This window comes from Mesorhizobium oxytropidicola (assembly GCF_056174625.1).
In genome coordinates, this window is the sequence record NZ_CM149692.1 from 4,615,450 (window position 1) to 4,632,389 (window position 16,940).

The 16,940-nt window shown below is 60.2% G+C and carries 18 protein-coding genes and 1 tRNA gene; 10 read left to right on the forward strand and 9 right to left on the reverse strand.

What is annotated here, in order from left to right; genetic code table 11:
* The first annotated feature begins 385 nt into the window (after positions 1 to 385).
* Together AC0V8S_RS23055 and AC0V8S_RS23060 are read left to right on the forward strand one after the other, a co-directional pair.
* Positions 386 to 1,243: an ATP-dependent DNA ligase gene (locus AC0V8S_RS23055; protein ID WP_183459119.1), complete on the forward strand. Its 858-nt coding sequence runs from the start codon at positions 386 to 388 to the stop codon at positions 1,241 to 1,243.
* 406 nt (positions 1,244 to 1,649) lie between these two features.
* Positions 1,650 to 1,871, forward strand: coding sequence for a hypothetical protein (locus AC0V8S_RS23060; protein ID WP_183459115.1), 222 nt, complete (start codon positions 1,650 to 1,652; stop codon positions 1,869 to 1,871).
* Between the two features lie 153 nt (positions 1,872 to 2,024).
* On the opposite strand, the gene AC0V8S_RS23065 is transcribed toward AC0V8S_RS23060, so the two are convergent.
* From AC0V8S_RS23065 to AC0V8S_RS23075, 3 genes are all read right to left on the reverse strand, one after another.
* Positions 2,025 to 2,192, reverse strand: coding sequence for a hypothetical protein (locus AC0V8S_RS23065; protein ID WP_183459113.1), 168 nt, complete (start codon positions 2,190 to 2,192; stop codon positions 2,025 to 2,027).
* 897 nt (positions 2,193 to 3,089) lie between these two features.
* Positions 3,090 to 3,515 carry a Ros/MucR family transcriptional regulator gene (locus tag AC0V8S_RS23070; RefSeq protein WP_183459111.1) on the reverse strand — a complete coding sequence of 142 codons (426 nt, stop codon included), beginning with the start codon at positions 3,513 to 3,515 and terminating at the stop codon, positions 3,090 to 3,092.
* Between the two features lie 692 nt (positions 3,516 to 4,207).
* Entirely contained in the window at positions 4,208 to 4,423 is a 216-nt protein-coding gene (locus AC0V8S_RS23075; protein WP_183459110.1) for a hypothetical protein, read from the reverse strand.
* A 635-nt stretch (positions 4,424 to 5,058) separates the two neighbouring features.
* Here AC0V8S_RS23075 and AC0V8S_RS23080 point away from each other — a divergent pair.
* Positions 5,059 to 5,799, forward strand: coding sequence for a hypothetical protein (locus AC0V8S_RS23080; RefSeq protein ID WP_475433551.1), 741 nt, complete (start codon positions 5,059 to 5,061; stop codon positions 5,797 to 5,799).
* A 34-nt stretch (positions 5,800 to 5,833) separates the two neighbouring features.
* On the opposite strand, the gene AC0V8S_RS23085 is transcribed toward AC0V8S_RS23080, so the two are convergent.
* From AC0V8S_RS23085 to AC0V8S_RS23110, 6 genes are all read right to left on the reverse strand, one after another.
* A tRNA-Ser gene (locus AC0V8S_RS23085) sits at positions 5,834 to 5,923 on the reverse strand.
* A 687-nt stretch (positions 5,924 to 6,610) separates the two neighbouring features.
* Positions 6,611 to 6,802, reverse strand: a complete 192-nt coding sequence (locus AC0V8S_RS23090) for a hypothetical protein (protein ID WP_183459104.1) — start codon at positions 6,800 to 6,802, stop codon at positions 6,611 to 6,613.
* 1,282 nt (positions 6,803 to 8,084) lie between these two features.
* Complete coding sequence (locus AC0V8S_RS23095; RefSeq protein WP_475433553.1) at positions 8,085 to 8,252, reverse strand: hypothetical protein; 168 nt, start codon at positions 8,250 to 8,252, stop codon at positions 8,085 to 8,087.
* Entirely contained in the window at positions 8,249 to 8,509 is a 261-nt protein-coding gene (locus AC0V8S_RS23100; protein WP_475433555.1) for a hypothetical protein, read from the reverse strand. Before AC0V8S_RS23100 ends, AC0V8S_RS23095 begins: the two co-directional genes overlap by 4 nt.
* A gap of 110 nt (positions 8,510 to 8,619) precedes the next feature.
* Complete coding sequence (locus AC0V8S_RS23105; protein WP_475433557.1) at positions 8,620 to 8,841, reverse strand: hypothetical protein; 222 nt, start codon at positions 8,839 to 8,841, stop codon at positions 8,620 to 8,622.
* Positions 8,838 to 9,131, reverse strand: coding sequence for a helix-turn-helix domain-containing protein (locus AC0V8S_RS23110; RefSeq protein WP_475433558.1), 294 nt, complete (start codon positions 9,129 to 9,131; stop codon positions 8,838 to 8,840). The genes AC0V8S_RS23105 and AC0V8S_RS23110 overlap by 4 nt, the downstream gene beginning before the upstream one ends.
* Positions 9,132 to 9,403: 272 nt before the next feature.
* Here AC0V8S_RS23110 and AC0V8S_RS23115 point away from each other — a divergent pair, with 272 nt between their 5' ends.
* The 7 genes from AC0V8S_RS23115 to AC0V8S_RS23145 all read left to right on the forward strand — a co-directional run bounded on the left by AC0V8S_RS23115 (position 9,404) and on the right by AC0V8S_RS23145 (position 16,934).
* On the forward strand, positions 9,404 to 10,627 hold the full coding sequence (locus AC0V8S_RS23115) for a septal ring lytic transglycosylase RlpA family protein (RefSeq protein WP_475433560.1): 1,224 nt from the start codon (positions 9,404 to 9,406) through the stop codon (positions 10,625 to 10,627).
* An 83-nt stretch (positions 10,628 to 10,710) separates the two neighbouring features.
* The gene (locus AC0V8S_RS23120) at positions 10,711 to 11,877 is read left to right on the forward strand and encodes a D-alanyl-D-alanine carboxypeptidase family protein (protein ID WP_475433562.1); all 1,167 of its coding nucleotides are present in this window, start codon (positions 10,711 to 10,713) and stop codon (positions 11,875 to 11,877) included.
* A 76-nt stretch (positions 11,878 to 11,953) separates the two neighbouring features.
* The gene (gene tmk / locus AC0V8S_RS23125) at positions 11,954 to 12,628 is read left to right on the forward strand and encodes a dTMP kinase (RefSeq protein ID WP_475433563.1); all 675 of its coding nucleotides are present in this window, start codon (positions 11,954 to 11,956) and stop codon (positions 12,626 to 12,628) included.
* The gene (locus AC0V8S_RS23130; protein ID WP_475433565.1) at positions 12,625 to 13,680 is read left to right on the forward strand and encodes a DNA polymerase III subunit delta'; all 1,056 of its coding nucleotides are present in this window, start codon (positions 12,625 to 12,627) and stop codon (positions 13,678 to 13,680) included. The genes tmk and AC0V8S_RS23130 overlap by 4 nt, the downstream gene beginning before the upstream one ends.
* Before the next feature lie 84 nt (positions 13,681 to 13,764).
* The gene (metG, locus tag AC0V8S_RS23135; protein WP_183459096.1) at positions 13,765 to 15,318 is read left to right on the forward strand and encodes a methionine--tRNA ligase; all 1,554 of its coding nucleotides are present in this window, start codon (positions 13,765 to 13,767) and stop codon (positions 15,316 to 15,318) included.
* Complete coding sequence (locus AC0V8S_RS23140; RefSeq protein ID WP_183459094.1) at positions 15,318 to 16,112, forward strand: TatD family hydrolase; 795 nt, start codon at positions 15,318 to 15,320, stop codon at positions 16,110 to 16,112. Before metG ends, AC0V8S_RS23140 begins: the two co-directional genes overlap by 1 nt.
* Before the next feature lie 3 nt (positions 16,113 to 16,115).
* On the forward strand, positions 16,116 to 16,934 hold the full coding sequence (locus AC0V8S_RS23145; protein ID WP_475433567.1) for an MBL fold metallo-hydrolase: 819 nt from the start codon (positions 16,116 to 16,118) through the stop codon (positions 16,932 to 16,934).
* Positions 16,935 to 16,940: the final 6 nt, after the last annotated feature.

Below are 16,940 nucleotides of genomic sequence, written 5' to 3' on the forward strand. Positions count from 1 at the left end.
ACGATGGAATCATAATTGCTTCCATCGTGGCTTCAAGGGGATTCGATTGTACGTTTTTAACAAAGCAGTTGTCTGCTATGCTGCTGGCCACAGGCAGGCGCCAGGACGTGCAGGGCGCGTCGGCAGTGTAGGACGGCGGGCAGCCGAAACGCGCGCTGGCGACGAGGCTCCTGCGGAGCATCGACCTATTAACGTTCCGTTAACCATTCGGGATCACCCTCATTGAGCGGCTCAAGCACCGCAGTTACAGGCAACCGACAAGGCCCGTCGCTCCCCGTACCCCTCCGAGCGGCGGGCTTTGCCTTTAGACCACCAGCCTAGATAAGTTTCAGGAACTATTTCAGCGCATGCTAATTGAGTCGCGGCATTTTGCGAGTTCCAGTGCATGCGTTTGAAGTTCATCGACCCTTTGATTCCTACCCTGGTCGAGAAGCCTCCCGAGGGCGACGGATGGATTCACGAGGTCAAGTTCGACGGCTACCGCACTCAAGTCATCGTCGACGCCGAAGGCGTGCGGATCTTTACCCGCCGCGGCCTCGACTGGACGTCGAAGTACCGGGATCTCGCCAAAGCGGCCGGCGATCTCGACGTCAAAAGCGCCATCCTCGACGGCGAGGTGATCGTCACGAATGAGGCTGGCCTGTCCGACTTCCGTGCACTCCGCAAAGCAATCACCAGCCGGCAGCACGACCTCTATTTCGTGGCCTTCGATCTGTTGCACCTGAACGGATACGATCTTCGCGATATGCCACTCAAAGACCGCCGGGCTGGGCTATACGCGATAGTTCCGCCCGGGCTCCGCATCCAATTCAGCGAGGCGCTGCCCGGCGATGCCAAGGCGATCTTCGAACTGGTCGACAAGGCCGGGCTGGAGGGCATGGTCTCGAAGCGCAAAGACAGTAAGTACCGGAGCGGCAAATCGACGGCCTGGCTGAAGATCAAGGCATATACCATCGACGAATACGAACTTCTCGGCGTCGAGCGCGAGCCAGGCAAACCGGCCTTCGCGCTGATGGCGGAGCGTGGCACCGGGCGCTATGTCGGCAGCGCCTTCATCACCTTGAACCGGGAAATGCGCGAACGGCTCTGGAAACGCGTCAAGGACCACGCAGGAGCGGCGCCAAAGGGCATGAGGCGGCCGGCGACGCAGTGGGTCAAGCCAGGGCTGATCGGCCGTGTAAAGCATCTGCGGGGCGAGGAGGATTTGAGGCACGCCTCACTGCAGGATTTCCGGGAAGAATGAGCAAGCGCGGGAGTGATTTCTCTACCACTGGATATCGGACCATCTAGCGGACAGTCCGATTATCGACCCCGTCCTCATGGTGATCGATATGGCTACGGACGCAAAACGAGCGGCGGAAACCGAAGGCATTCCCGGCCGAGAGATCGACGAGGAAATTGGCACGATCTATGAATTTATCATGCGGGATCTGCGCTGATCTCTTGCTGGGCCGAACGTTAGACGGCTCTAAGAGTTCCGGTAGGATCTATGGTCTGGGCGGCCGCATAGCGTCACCATCGTTATGGCTGAATCCCAGCCTGCAATCGTCATTGTGGAATTGAGGCGCAGGCTTCCTCCTTATTGATGATGCTGCCTTTGGCTGGCAGTTGTATATTCGCAGGGTTCGGGTGACGCGCGGGAGGGTGCCATGCGAGAATTACCATTCGACATCGATGCTGATGCCGTGATTGAAATCGGCCGATATCTGGATAATCACGCGAAGACCACCGCGGTTTCGATATCTGAAGCACTCCGTGTAATCAGGCGTCGCGTCAACAAATCGCGCGTCGGCGACAGCGGTTTGGAGGAACTGATTGTAGAAAGCGCCGCAACCAGAAAGCTTGCCCTTTTGTTGGACAACCACAATTAAAGGGAAGCTTCGGCGGTGTAGGAGAGCGGCCGGCGAGAGCGCGCGCTGGCGGGCTCTATAGGAGGCGCGACGAAATTCATTGGCCAATTGGCCCAATAGGCGTACTGTCCGCTGGTCGTCCGCCTTCTTCGGCATACGGATGCGTAGCTAGCTTCACCCCACGTTTCGCAACGCCCGAACCGCTTCGACTAACGTCTCTCGATCATTACCAAGTGTCCTGATCAGAAACCTCAACTGGTCGAGAGTGATGCCGTTTTCCACGGCAAAAACCCCGTCCTCATGAACCTCAACGACTTCGCGCTTCGGCTGCTTTTTGGACATGAACCCCACCCCTGGTTGCGACCGATTTAGCGCAAAGGCGATATTTCGTCGACTACGGATTTGACGAAGGCGGCCCGACAGCCCGTTGGGGTGTGACTTTTACCGACCGCCGGGCCTAACCGGCGAGGGCACGCCGGCTGATTCGACCCTAATATTAGCAACTCCGCAACAGAACCCTGTACGGACGTTTTCCCCCGGTATTGTCCCATTTCGGGACGTCGGTGCTGGCATTGCTCTTGCTTCGGACTTCGTACCGGGTAATCCCGGCCCTGATCGCGTAGCTGATCAGGTAGTAGGCCCGCCGGGCTTGAGGTGGTTGGGGTCTTCGCCCGGCGGGTTTCCCCCTTAGGCCTTTTGTTTGTGGCCCTGTGGCCGATATAGCTGCATTTGCCGCTCTCCAGCATGCAGGCAAAGGGCGGACTTCCCGGGCATCGGTAAAGGCCAACTGCTCTGTCCATGCGAGAAGGTGTCCCACGGAGGCTCACGCGTGTCGCCGTTCATTGTGATGAAGAGACAGGGCGTGCAGCAATCCGCGAAACAAGACGCCTGATTTGCTCGATGAGGTGAAGGACGATCTGTTCGACTTCTAGCCCTCGGCCGATGCGCGTTGGCCGGCACCTCGTTGGACGGGGGGCGTTGGGGTAAAAGGCGCCGGCCAGGCGGAAACGGGTCCGCCGCCGGCGCAAATTATCAAAGGTCAGGGCAGGGGATATGGTGTGATCGCGGAAGGCGCGCTAAAGCGCTGGGCTTGAAAAGGCCGGCGCCAGAGGGGAGGTTGCCCGAATGGCGCCAGCCAGATGGTCCTCTTCAGGCCCGCCGCACTCCAGACATAGCTGAGTCTTTCCGTGACGTCATGTCGATCGGCCACTAAGCCTTTGCTTTCAGCTTCGCAGGCACCTACTTTGCTCCCATCTCAGGCACTGACTTGCGGCCCAGGCCCATGGACTTTGCCATAGCAGACCTGCGGTCGGAGTAGTTCGGCGCGACCATTGGATAATCCCTCGGCAGGTTCCATTTGGCGCGGTAGGCTTCCGGCGTTAAGCCGAAGTCGACGCGTAGATGGCGCTTCAGAGATTTGAACCGTTTGCCGTCTTCGAGGCAGATGATAAAATCGGGCATTACCGACTTCTTCGGGTTGATCGCGGGCACAAGCTCTTCGGCTAGCGGCGCTGACGGCTGGCTAAGCCCTGATAGTGAGAGATGCACCGACGCGATTAGCTCCGGCAGAGCGGCGGCTGGCAATGGGTTATTGCTCACATATGCGGATACGACATCTGCGGTTAACCCGGCTAGTTGGGCTGCGCGGGTATCGGCTTCGGTCATTTGTTGATTCCCTTGTTGTCTGGTCAGCCTCTTTATTAGAGTGATCTTAAGTACGCAACCGCACTCCTGGCCGGCCTGCGAAACCGTCTGTTCGTCTGAATTGCAAGGCCGCCGGCCGTGATCGGCGCCCGGTGTTCTTCACCTGCATTCCTGACTACGAGGGCCTGCAGCGAGAGCGCAATCGCGACTGGAAACCGACGTTCGATAGCGTTGTCTGCAATCATCACAATGAATGGCGGCAAGCGTAAAATGCCCATGTAGCATCGGGCTTGTTTGCCGCATCGGAAGGTCAGTCCTTAAGTGCTCTCAACTGTTTTAAGGGAGAAGCTGGTTTGCGAATGCGGTCGCACCGGATTTTTGAAACTACGAGAAGACGATCAGCCCCTCAGTGGCACCTGGGAATCCTACAGCTTGGAGGGTTTCAATGGCGGTAGCCTGACGATCACCAGTTCCGGAAATATTCCAGGCGACAAGTTGGCCTATCTGCACCCTTTGTGTCCTCAATGCAGCCAGTGGGGCAAGGTGAAGTATGCCAGCCGGACCTAAGTCCGCAAGAACCACCTACATCGTGAGCGTGTTCGAGAAACCGCATTGGCGCACTGTCCTGACCGCCAAGGACGCTGGCGATGGCCAAGGAGATCGGCGACAAGGTGCGGGTCGAGGCGGTCACGCCGAAGCCGAAAAGGCGCTGATCAGAAGATGGCGCGCAGTGTCCAGACGATCGCCGACAGCATGCCATATATCCCGCCCACCAACATTATGGCGCCGAAACCGTAAAGGGCAACGCCGGCGGCACGGTCTAACTTGGGGCTGCGCTCTATGAAAGCGCATGCGGCGCCGGCAAGCCAAACGATCGCCGCCAGAGCGAGGATCGCAAAATTCAAAGCTGGTGCGGAGGTCGTAGCCATTCCTAGGTGCCGCCTTTCTGAGCCTCACCCCGGCGCCATTCTGGGGCGAATGAACTCGACGCCTGGCAAAACTATTCCCACGACTTGCAGTTGAGTACGGCAGCGAAGGCGATGTTTTTGAGGGTGTTGCGAGAACGTAACCCCGCGGCGATGGCTCCAGACTGCCTTCACAGCGGCGGGCTTTTGCTTTGTCTCACTGGCCTCCAATTTCCTCAAGCCTCGCGTCGAGTGCGGCCTTTGCCTGCACATAATCGAATTGCTCGCAGTTTTGCTCTGCCACCTTGTAAAGGGCTTGAGCTACGTATCTGAGGCGAGTTGTGTAGGGCATTGTCTCAAATCGCTTATCGGGCTTGCCAAGAACTCTCCCTCGACAGGCGAAATACCATCGGATGCATTTGGATGAGGCGTTTGCCTCATCTTGCGATATTGAACACAGGTCGGCCCCAGAAGCTTGGCCTGAGATCGTCAATGCCCCCAGAGCGGCGATAATTCCAAGGAAGCCGAAAGCATCAGACACCCTGGCGCGACCCAATTTGCGCAATAGACGATTTGGCATCGTTGTTCTTAGGCCCCCACATGTCGCGTCCATGTCGCGTGGACTTGCAGATAGTCGCAGGAAAAAATTGGGGTCGCAATTGGCAGTAGGAAGAACCGCAGGTATTGCTTGCCAGCAAAATGTCGCGGGGGACGCTGATGGCCGATCTATTAGTAAGCTTCAGACCATAGCGACGATCGTCGCGACCGGAGGAGGGACCTACATAGCATTTGCTGGCCTGCACGCCTGGAAACGTGAAATGAAAGGGCGTCGCGATATCGAACTCTGCCAACATGTCATTGCGCAGTTTTATGAGGCCGAAGAGAAAGTAAGAGAACTCCGCAGCCCTATGTCATATCCGGCGGTAGAATCCGCGGATCGACCCAGGCGTGATCATGAATCTGAGGGCGAAGTCCGCGTGCGCGACACGCACTATGTCCCCATTGCCAGGTGGAAATCGCAGAGTAATTTTTGGAAAGACTTCTTCTCCTACAAATTTCGAATGAGAGCGCTGTTCGGTCCGAACGCTAGCCGGCCCTTTGAGAAGGTTGACGAAGCGCTCCGGTCGTTCACCGCCTTGGCTTACACACGCTACGAAAGCATTAGGGGCGAGCGGGTTGAACTGGGTGATGACCCAGCCTTTCGCAAAGAGATTGACGCCGCCGTTTGGGGTCTTCCGTCAGCGCAGGACAAAATTGGACCGCTGTTACACGCCGCGATACGGGAGATGGAAGATATTTGCATCCCGATCGTCCAGAACGACTCACCATTCAGCGCCTTGCTCCGCCGGTGGAATCAGCGCCAAGAAAAGATTATGCGTAGATTTGTGCGTAAGAGTTAGAAAAGTGAATAAAATCAAGTAAATCAGACACCTATGGCGGAGGGAGTGGGATTCGAACCCACGGTGAACTTGCGCCCACGCCGGTTTTCAAGACCGGTGCCTTAAACCGCTCGGCCATCCCTCCGTTGTGATTATTCAATCACTTAGGACTTTCGCTATCGGCCGTTTTTGAGCGGTTGGCACCGGATTGGCACCGAAGGCGTTCCCGACCGGTTCGCTGTTCATTCCTGTAATGCGGCATTGAGGGCCGCGTCAACCACTGCGGCGGCAACTGAGGTCCGGACGATGCGGCCGCGTAAACATGCGGCGACCGGTCCTTCTGTCCCATAATGGATCAATTGCCGCTGGCCCAACAATTGCACTGTCAGCAATGCCGGCTGTTGGGGCCGTGGGGCGGACCTCGCCGCTTCGCAAATGGAGCGGCGAGGTTTCTGCGTTCAGGCAGATTGCAGGGCAACCAGACACTGCGACTGGCCACAGGCGGGCGCCAGGACGCGCGGGAAGCGTCGGCCGCGGTGTAGGTCGCGGCCCGCGGGAAACACGCGCTGGCGAGGCCGAGGAACGGGCCTAATGCCTCACTTAAGGATGAAGTACAGCGGGACGAGAATCGAGAATGCTGCGACAGCGGTCAGAAATAGGTCTGTGGTCATGAGCCCCCGCTCGGAATTTCATGACCACCTCACATTCAATTAGGCTAAAATGCAAGGCATTAGCGCGCGCTGACCGTCGACCAAGCTCGATATTCAGGCGTCGATCGACCGGCTCGGGCATAATCACGGGTTCGATGCATCAGGATGGCCGGGCTGTTCGGCTAACGTTTTCTCAGGTGATGTTCGAAAATCGTGAGCTTCTCTTCGTAGCCAATCCGCACCTTCGTCTCGCAGCCATCGCATTTGAAGCTGCCGATCGTCTTCAGCCAGGAGCCCTTTCTCACCGTCGGATAGGAACAGACAGGACAATGAAACTCGACCGGTACATCGCGCAACTCGTCGGACAAGGGCATGGCACTGCTTCTCTTCCACTCGCAAACCGGTGCTCAAAACGAACGGAGGAGCCGATGGTTTCATAGGATGGGACTTTTTGTGCAAAAGCTGGTTCGCCACAGGGAAAGCTGCCTGGCGACCGCCGATGCCACCGGGAAAGAAGTGGAGTTCATCCGCTGGTTTGGGGGTGGGTCGAGATAGGGTGGTGATCCTCTCTCCCCGTAACAGCCGTCACTATCTGCATCTCAAGAAAAGCCGTCGCCAGCGTCACCAACAAAAATATGCGGACGAGACGCCCCCGCGAGATCGCGTACCACTTTTGCAAGAATATGCACACGACAGTAGCAACGCCCATCGCTACTGTCGGGAATAGTGAGATTACAGTATCTCGCGACATAAGCCCCAATCCCAATCAGGTTACTCATAACGCGAACGGCCCGCCTTGTGGAGGGGCGGGGCGATACAAGTCCCCTAGCCATTCCCCTACCGCCGGATAGCGCCAAGGTGTGAACGGTACCAAATGACCAATATCACGTTTAGCTAAAGTAATGGAACGTCCAACGGACATTCGCGGAACTAAAGCGGTAACGTCAGACCTTCGCTGGCAGGGCGCAAGACCTTAGTCTTGCCTGTCTTATGGTTAAGATCGGAAGCTGTTCGGCAGAGATAAGGCCGCGTCATTTCGCTTAAGATTCGGGTCACGCCATCGAGCCATAGCCGGACCCTGACCTTCAGCGAAGCAGGCGCCCGAGGTTCCACCGCAATGGCCGTGCGGTTTTAGCTAATGCTTTCACAAGCAATGCGGCCCGGCACCTATAGATTGGGATGTGAATAGGACGCCGGGCCTAGCCGACAGGCAGTTTTGTGAGCAACAGCGCGCCGGCTAGCGAATATATGTACTAATGCTAATATGATCGCAGCGTGTGAATGAAGGAAAAAGCAAAGGCCCTGGCGATGAACGACGAGCCGGCCACAACCTACATCGTCAGCGTCTTCGACAGACGCACTGGCGGACCGTGCCGACTACCAAGGACAAGCAGAAGGCGCGGCCAAGGGGATCGGCGACAAGGTGCGGGTCGAGGAGATCACGCGTTTCGGCTGTTGCAGTGCGGATAGATATTGCCGCGACAACTACGAGATAGACCGCTGCCCTCATGATGCAGCTTTGCGCGCAAGCTTCGCCCCTCGCAATGGCGTGTTTGACGATTTCCGGCAACTTTGTGGGTAACGGACTCGTAGAGGAGTTGGTCGCTCTATCGTCCCTTGTACCGGGGCGGCTGGCTCGCCGAGATTTCGTTGGGGTTATCTCGGCGAGTCTAAAAGGGACGCTAGGGCGAAAATTTGCAAATCGGCTGTGCTGCTGACCGGGCCGGCAAGCAGGAAGTCTACGCCCTTCAGCTGCGGGCCGTTCCCAATAGCCATCTTGCCGACCGTGCCTTGGACGGCGAGATCGCAGCGGTCATCGGTCATGATTTCGTGCAGTGTTCAAAAAGCGGGCGCAGATCGTCACGGTCGAGCCACGGCGGCATCAGCGTAACGTTGCCGCTTGGCAGTTGCATGGCTATGAAGGCATCACTGGCGACGGCGATACGGCCCCTGGCAATGACTATTTCTCGCCCAATCAGATCGGGCCAGGAGACCATGAACTCGACGGGATCGATCGCCGCCACGTCCTTTGCGGCGGCCGCGCTGGCGACGAGCGCCCGCAATAGAACTGCATAGCGCATGCTGAAGCCCTCCTCTTGTTCCCCGAGGGTAACGTCGCGCCAGTCGAGAGCGAACGCAAGCCGGCTCCCTTTCGGGAGCGCTCGACGATTTCAGCGAACGGGAGCGTCGCTTACTTCTTGGCCATTAGCCGCTGCACCATCACGGTTGAGACACGGCCGATGAGGATCGAAATGCCGAATACGATGGGCAGATATAGCCGAGCATTCCATCCTTCGGCTTTGCAAAACTTCACAAGCAAGAGAGCAAAGGGAAGCCCCACCAGAAGAACGCCAAGAGCCTGCGGACGTCTCTTTTTGAGGTGCTCGATATGTGCCTCTTGTTCTGGGGTCATTTTTTTAGCCTCACCCCAGCGCCGCCGCCATTCTCGGGGATGAACTCGACGCCGGCCGATTCAAGGGCGGCGCGCATCTTGTCGAGGCTGCTGATCCGAGCATCCTGGCCGGCTTCAAAACGGTTGACGGTATTCCCTCCAACACCTGCTGCCTTGGCGAGGTGACGAGGTCGCCATAGACGACGTGATGCTCGACGAACTCCGGTCTTGTTGATCAGGTACGGATCGTCCTTGGGATAGTAGTGGGCTCGCTCGGGTTGTTCACTCGCACAGGCCTCTGCCGCTTCCATATCGGTCCACCAACTCAAAGCGCATATCTCCGTAACGCCGTCGCCAAGATCGCGCAGCCTCCGCCATCTATCCCGTCACCTCGATCCCGCATGCACATTCGCGCCACAATGTTGCCGGGTTCCGAACATAGTCGATTAATACCGTGATAAACAATTCCTGCGCACAAAGGATCGGGGTTCAGGGCGTCGTTGATATCGTCGAGTGAGTGCTTTGGCTCCTCTGCTGTTCAAACGACGGCGTCTTGATTGAGACTGTAGGGGATTTCAGGATAATGCAGGCTACGACGCGCCCGCGTCTTCGTCGCGCTTCCACGCTTACGCTGCTGGCTGCGTCGGCTGCATTGCTGGCGGCTTGCGCGTCGCAGCCTGAGCCGAAGGCGATGGTGAATCCCAAGCATCGCTCCAAGGAATATTTCGCCGAGACCGAATATGGCGTGAAGGCGAGCCCGCGCGTCAACTTCATGCGGCGCGGAGGCGGTCGCGACCAGCTTGGCAAACCCTACCAGGTTCGCGGCAAGTGGTACTATCCCAAGGAAGATCGGCACTACGCCAAGGTTGGCCTGGCCTCCTGGTATGGCGACGCCTTCCATGGCCGGCTGACCGCCAATGGCGAAGTGTATGACACGGCGCAACTGACCGCCGCGCATCCGACCATGCCGCTGCCGAGTTACGCCCGTGTCACCAACCTCGAAACCGGCAGTTCGGTCATCGTGCGCGTCAACGACCGGGGTCCGTATCATGAGGGCCGCATTATCGACGTCTCGGAGCGCGCGGCGCAGATGCTCGACTACGACAAGGTCGGCACCGCGAAGGTCAAGGTCGAATATGTCGGTCGCGCACCGCTCGACGGCAACGACGACCAGTATCTCATGGCATCCTACCATCCGGGCAACCGGATTCCGGATCCGTCGGATGGCTTGCCGACCGGTGTCATGGTGGCGATGAACGGGCCGTCGCCCAGCCTGCCGGTAGGCGCAGCCGCTGTGCCGTTCCCCAGACAGTTGACGGATTCCGGCCAGGCCTCGCAACCGTCCTTGTCGTCGCAGGCACCGGCTTTCGGCGACCTGGTGCTGCCCGATTTCGGACCGATCGTGCCGGAGCGCCCGGAGCTCGGCCTGCCGCCGCAGTCGCCGTTCGCGGTGGCCTCGCTGTCCTATGCGGATGAACGCGTGCAGCGCGCCGATGTCTTTGCCGCGCTGGACGACAGCGGCATGTCGCCCGCCGACATCCTGCGGTCCTGGAAAAAGTCCAATCCGCAAGCGTCGCCGTCCAACGCCGACTATGTCGCGGCCGGCACGTTCGATGACGCCGCCGAAGCCAGGCGCGTGGCCACGGCACTTCAGCCCTTCGGCAGAACGGAGATCCAGCGTTCCGATCTCGACGGCAATGACTGGTATGCGGTCAATCTCTATCCGAATGGCCATGGCGGCCTGGACGAGCTGCTGCAGGCGGCATGGTCGCACGGCGCGCCGGACGCTCTGGCTGTGCGCAACTGATCTATTTTGCCCGCGCGGTTGATCCGGCGGAAAAAACCCTGATAGCTTGGCTGTGCCAAAACCGGCAAACGGGTCAAGATTTCATGCAGTTGCGCGCCTTTCCGCCATTTGCCGGCTTTCTGGGACTGGCTTTACTGCTGCTTTGCCTCGCTCCAGCCCACGCGCAGCTTTTTGAGACCAAAGCCACCCAGGCCTTCATGATCGATGCCGACACCGGCACGGTGCTGTTTGCGAAAGATGCCGACAAGCCGATCCCGCCGGCCTCGATGGCCAAGCTGATGACCATGGAAGTGGTTTTCAACGCCATAAAATCCGGGCGCCTCAAACTCGACGACACGTTCGTGGTCAGCGAAAACGCCTGGCGCAAGGGCGGCGCGCCGTCGGGAACATCAACGATGTTTGCCAAGCTGAAATCGGCGATCCGGCTCGAGGACCTGATCCAGGGTGTGACCGTGCAGGCGGCCAATGACGGCTGCATCGTCATCGCCGAAGGCATGGCCGGATCCGAGGACAATTTTGCCGCGCAAATGACCGAGCGCGCCCGCCAGATCGGCCTGAAAACATCGACCTTCGTCAATTCGACCGGCCTGCCGGCCGACGGTCAGCAGACGACGGTGCGCGAACTGGCGCTATTGGCCCTGCATCTATGGCGCGATTACCCGGATTTCTATCGCTACTACGGCCTGAAGGATTTCACCTGGAACAAGATCTCGCAGAAAAACCGCAACCCGTTGCTGGCCATGGACATCGGCGCCGATGGCCTGGCTGTCGGTGCGAGCGAGGTGTCGGGCTTCGGCATCGTCGCTTCGGTCACCCACAACGGCACGCGGGTGATCATGGCGATGAGCGGGTTGGCCAACGACAAGGAGCGTGCCGAGGAAGCGCGCAAGCTGCTCGACTGGGGCGCGCGCTCGTTCGAGAAGACCGAGATCTTCGCCAAGGACGAGGTGGTCGGCGAGGCCCAGGTTTTTGGCGGGGCGAAATCCGGCGTGACGCTGAAGGCAAGAGGGCCGATCGACATCTTCCTGCCGATCACCAACCGCGACAAGCTGACGGCCAGGATCGTCTATACCGGCCCGGTTGCGGCGCCCGTTGAGGAAGGCCAGCCGGTGGGTGCGCTGCGCGTCTGGATCGGCGACACGCTGAGCCAGGAGACGCCGCTTTTCGCCGCAGAATCGATCGGCGTCGGCACGTTGCCGCAACGCGCGCTCGATGCCGTCAAGGAACTGGCCATCGGCTGGCTGCGATAGCACCGACGGCATGGACGTTTTCCCGAACGCGGACTATCTAGAGCGCAACAATCCACCTGGACAAAGGCCCTTTCGATTGGCGCGCGGATTTTTCATCACCTTCGAAGGCGGCGAGGGCGCAGGCAAGTCGACGCAGATCGAACGGCTGGCGAGGAAGATGCGCGCCAAGAAGTATGATGTCCTGCTGACGCGCGAACCGGGTGGCTCGCCGGGCGCCGAAGCGGTCAGGCATGTGCTGCTTTCGGGTGCCGCGGAGCCGTTCGGACCGAAGATGGAAGCGCTGCTCTTCGCCGCCGCGCGTTCCGACCATGTCGAGCAGGTCATCCGGCCGGCGGTCGAGCGCGGTTCGATCGTGCTTTGCGACCGTTTCCTGGATTCCTCGCGCGTCTACCAGGGCGTTACCGGCGGGATCGACCCGGCGTTCATGGCTGCGCTCGAACAGGTCGCCATCAACGGCATGATGCCCGACATGACGCTGATCTTCGATATCGATCCGGCCGAAGGCCTCAAGCGCGCGACGCTGCGGCGCGGCAGCGATGCCGGCGCCGACCGCTTCGAAAAGGAGACGCTTGATATCCATCAAGCCCGGCGCGATGCCTTTCTGGCGATCGCCGCGGCTGAGCCGGAACGCTGCATCGTCGTCGACGCGTCCGCCGATCCCGATACGGTGGAGCACGTCGTCACCGCGGCCGTATTCGCGGCTCTGGAGGCGAGGGCGCCCGCACGCAACAGGCAGGCCGCACCGGTATGATCTTCGAACGCATCGCACCGGAACAGCATGATACGCTGGACGGCGTGCCCGAACCGTCCGAAACGCCCCGTCTGGTCGGGCACAGGCAGGCCGCCGAGATGCTCGCCGCCGCCTATCGATCGGGAAAGCTGCCCCATGCGCTGATCTTTGCCGGACCGGTCGGCATCGGCAAGGCGACGCTGGCCTTCCATCTGGCCCATCACCTCTTGAAGCACCCAGCCTTCGCGCAGGCGCCGGAAAGCCTGGCCAGTCCCGATCCTGCCTCGCCGCTGTTTCGCCAGATCGCCACCGGGGCGCATCCGGGCGTGCTGCATCTGACCCGGCCGATGAACGACAAGACCAAGAGCTTCAAGACAGTCGTCACCGTCGACGAGATCCGCAGGGTCAGCCGCTTCCTGTCGATGACCTCGCATGATGGCAGCTACCGGGTCGTCATCGTCGACCCGGCCGACGACATGAATGCCAATGCCGCCAATGCCTTGCTGAAGAATCTCGAGGAGCCGCCGGCGCGAACGCTGTTCATTCTTATCGTCCATGCGCCGGGCAGCCTGCTGCCGACGATCCGCTCGCGCTGCCAGGTGATACGCCTGACGCCGCTCGACGCCGACGATTTGCTGGCGGTGCTGCAGACCGCCGAACCGCCGCCACCGGACGATCCGGCTGCGCGGGCGGCACTGGTCGAACGGGCAGGGGGCAGCGCCCGCAACGCGATCCTGTTGACGCAATATGGCGGGCTTGAGATCGCCGAGACGCTCGATGCGCTGGTGGCGAAGGGAAAGAACGACATCGGCGGTGCCTATCGGCTGGCGGAAGCCGTCGCCGGCAAAGACCAGGCGATCCAGTTCGATATCTTCAACCGCCGGGCGCTGGACTTGTTGTCGGACGCCGCGAGCCAGGCAGCGCTGTCGGGCGATCTCGCGCGGGCCAAAATCCTGTCGGACACTTGGCATGAGGCGCTGGACGCGATATCTGAGACCGACACCTATAATCTCGACAAGAAGCAGCACGCCTTGACCATGATCGACCGCCTGAATTCTGCGATGCGAATGTGACGGCCCCCACCGGGATGGCAATCGCCATTCCGATGCGATATCCACCGCCACGGCTTCCATTCAGACATTCATGATGGTTCATTCATGTCACGCGACACATTCTACATCACGACCGCGATTTCCTATCCGAACGGCAAGCCGCATATCGGCCATGCCTACGAGTTGATCGCCACCGACGCGCTTGCGCGCTTCCAGCGGCTCGACGGCAAGGACGTGTTCTTCCTTACCGGTACGGATGAGCACGGCATCAAGATGCTGCAGACGGCGAAGCGCGACGGCATTTCGGCGCGCGAACTGGCCGACCGCAATTCGGCCGATTTCAAGCGCATGGCGACCGCGCTCAACGCCTCCAATGACGATTTCATCCGCACCACCGAAGAGCGGCACTACGCGTCCTCGCAGGCGATCTGGAAGGCGATGGACGCCAATGGCGACATCTACAAGGGCGGCTATGCCGGCTGGTACTCGGTGCGCGACGAAGCCTATTACGGCGAGGAGGAGACGGAGGTCCGCCCGGACAATGTCCGCTACGGGCCACAGGGAACGCCGGTCGAATGGGTCGAGGAAGAGAGCTATTTCTTCCGGCTCTCGGCCTACCAGGACAAGCTCATTGCGCTCTACGAAAACCAGCCCGACTTCATCGGCCCGGCCGAGCGCCGCAACGAAGTGATGAGCTTCGTCAAATCCGGGCTCAGGGATTTGTCGATCTCGCGCACCACCTTTGACTGGGGCGTGCCGGTGCCGGGCGACGAGAAGCACGTCATGTATGTCTGGGTCGACGCGTTGACCAATTACATTACTGGCGTCGGCTATCCCGATGAAAATGATGAGAAATGGCGCTTCTGGCCGGCCGATGCGCATATTATCGGCAAGGACATTGTGCGCTTCCACGCAGTCTATTGGCCGGCCTTCCTGATGTCGGCAGGCATCCCGCTGCCGAAGCGCGTCTTCGGTCACGGCTTCCTGTTCAACCGCGGCGAGAAGATGTCGAAATCGGTCGGCAACGTCATCGACCCGTTCACCATGGTCGACCACTACGGCGTCGACCAGGTGCGCTATTTCTTCCTGCGCGAGGTGCCGTTCGGCCAGGACGGGAGCTACAGCCATGAAGCGATCGTCAACCGCACCAATGCCGACCTCGCCAACGGCCTCGGCAATCTGACGCAACGCTCGCTGAAGATGATCGCCGCGAATTGTGGCGGCGTGGTGCCGCAGCGTGGCGAGCTGACCGAAGCCGACAGTGCGATCCTCGACCAGGCAGTGGAAGCGCTTGGCACAGCGCGCAAGGCGATGACGGAGCAGGGTATCCATCTGGCGCTGGCGGCAATCTTCGGCGTCGCCGCCGAGGCCGATCGCTATTTCACGTCTCAGGAGCCCTGGGCGCTGAAGAAGACCGACCCGGCGCGAATGGAAACGGTGCTGTGGACGACCGCCGAAATCGTCCGTCGCGTCGCACTTCTGAGCCAGCCTTACATTCCGGGGTCGGCCGCCAAGCTGCTCGACCTGCTGGCGGTGCCGGCGGACAAGCGTAACTTCGAGTATGTCCACGCCGACTATGCACTGGTTTCCGGCACGGCATTGCCGGTGCCGGAAGGCGTGTTTCCGCGTTATGTCGAACAGCAGGGTGCGAACGCCTGATGCTCGTCGACAGCCACTGCCATCTGGACTTTCCGGATTTCACCGAGGAGCGGGCGGCCATTGTCGCCCGCGCCAAAGCGGCCGGCATCGGCCGCATGGTGACGATCTCGACCCGTGTGAAGCGGTTTCAGCAAATACTTGAAATCGCGGAGAGTTTCGACGAGGTCTTTTGTTCCGTTGGCACCCACCCGCACAATGCCGCCGAGGAACTCGACGTCACGACTGCCGAGCTCGTCCGTCTGTCGGCTCATCCGAAGGTGGTGGCGATCGGCGAGGCGGGGCTCGATTATTTCTACGACAAGGCGCCGCGCGATGCGCAGGCGCAGGGCTTTCGCAATCACATCGCCGCCGCTCGCGAGACCGGCCTGCCTCTCGTCATCCATTCGCGCGACGCCGATGACGACATGGCAGCCATTCTCGAGGATGAAACAGGGAAGGGCGCCTTCCCCTTCATCCTGCACTGTTTCTCCTCAGGGCGCCGGCTGGCCGAGGTGGGCGTCGCGCTCGGCGGCTATGTGTCGTTCTCGGGCATCCTGACCTTCAAGAACTCAGTTGAATTGCGCGCCATCGCAGCCGACGTGCCGCGTGACCGGCTGCTGGTCGAAACAGACGCACCCTATCTGGCGCCGATACCGTTTCGCGGCAAGCGCAACGAGCCGGCCTATGTCGCGCACACTGCCAAAGTGCTGGCGGAAACGATTGGCGTCAGCGAGGCTGAAGTCGCTGATCTGACGACGAACAATTTCTTCCGGCTTTTCGGCAAGATGCCGCGACCTGCCGAGCAGAGTGCCTGAACGATGACTGACCGGCTGCGCCTCACCATTCTCGGCTGCGGCTCGTCGCCAGGTACGCCGCGCATCACCGGCGACTGGGGCAATTGCGACCCGACCAATCCGAGGAACCGGCGCATGCGCACGGCGGCACTGGTCGAGCGGATTGCGGCCAATGGCGGCCGCACCACCGTGGTCATCGACACCGGGCCGGATTTCCGCGAGCAGATGCTGCTCGCTTCGGTCAAACGCATCGATGCGGTCGTCTACACGCACCCGCACGCCGACCATATCCACGGCATCGACGATCTGCGCGGCTATGTGCAGGAGCAGCGCCACCTGATTGACATCCATGCCGACCAGCCGACGATGCTGCGTCTGCGACAGGCGTTCGGCTATTGCTTCGAGACACCGGCGGGCAGCTCCTATCCGCCGATCGTGCGGGCCCATATCATCGGCCACGCAAAGCCCGTGGTGATCGAAGGCGAGGGGGGTGCCCTCACCCTCGAGCCGCTGCCGCAATTCCATGGCGACATCATCTCGCTCGGCTTCCGCATTGGCGGCCTGGCCTATTGCCCTGATATTAGCGGCTTTCCCGACGCCACCGCCGAGCGGCTGCGAGGCCTGGAAATGCTGGTCATCGATGCGCTGCAGTACAACACCCATCCAAGCCATCTCTCGCTCGGCCAGGCGCTGGAATGGATCGAGAGGCTGGTGCCGAGGAATGCCGTGCTGACCCACATGCACGTGCCGCTCGACTATGCCACAGTGATGGCCGAGACGCCTGATCACGTGGTGCCGGCCTATGACGGCATGGTGATTGAAATTCCTTATGAATCAGCGTGATATAAA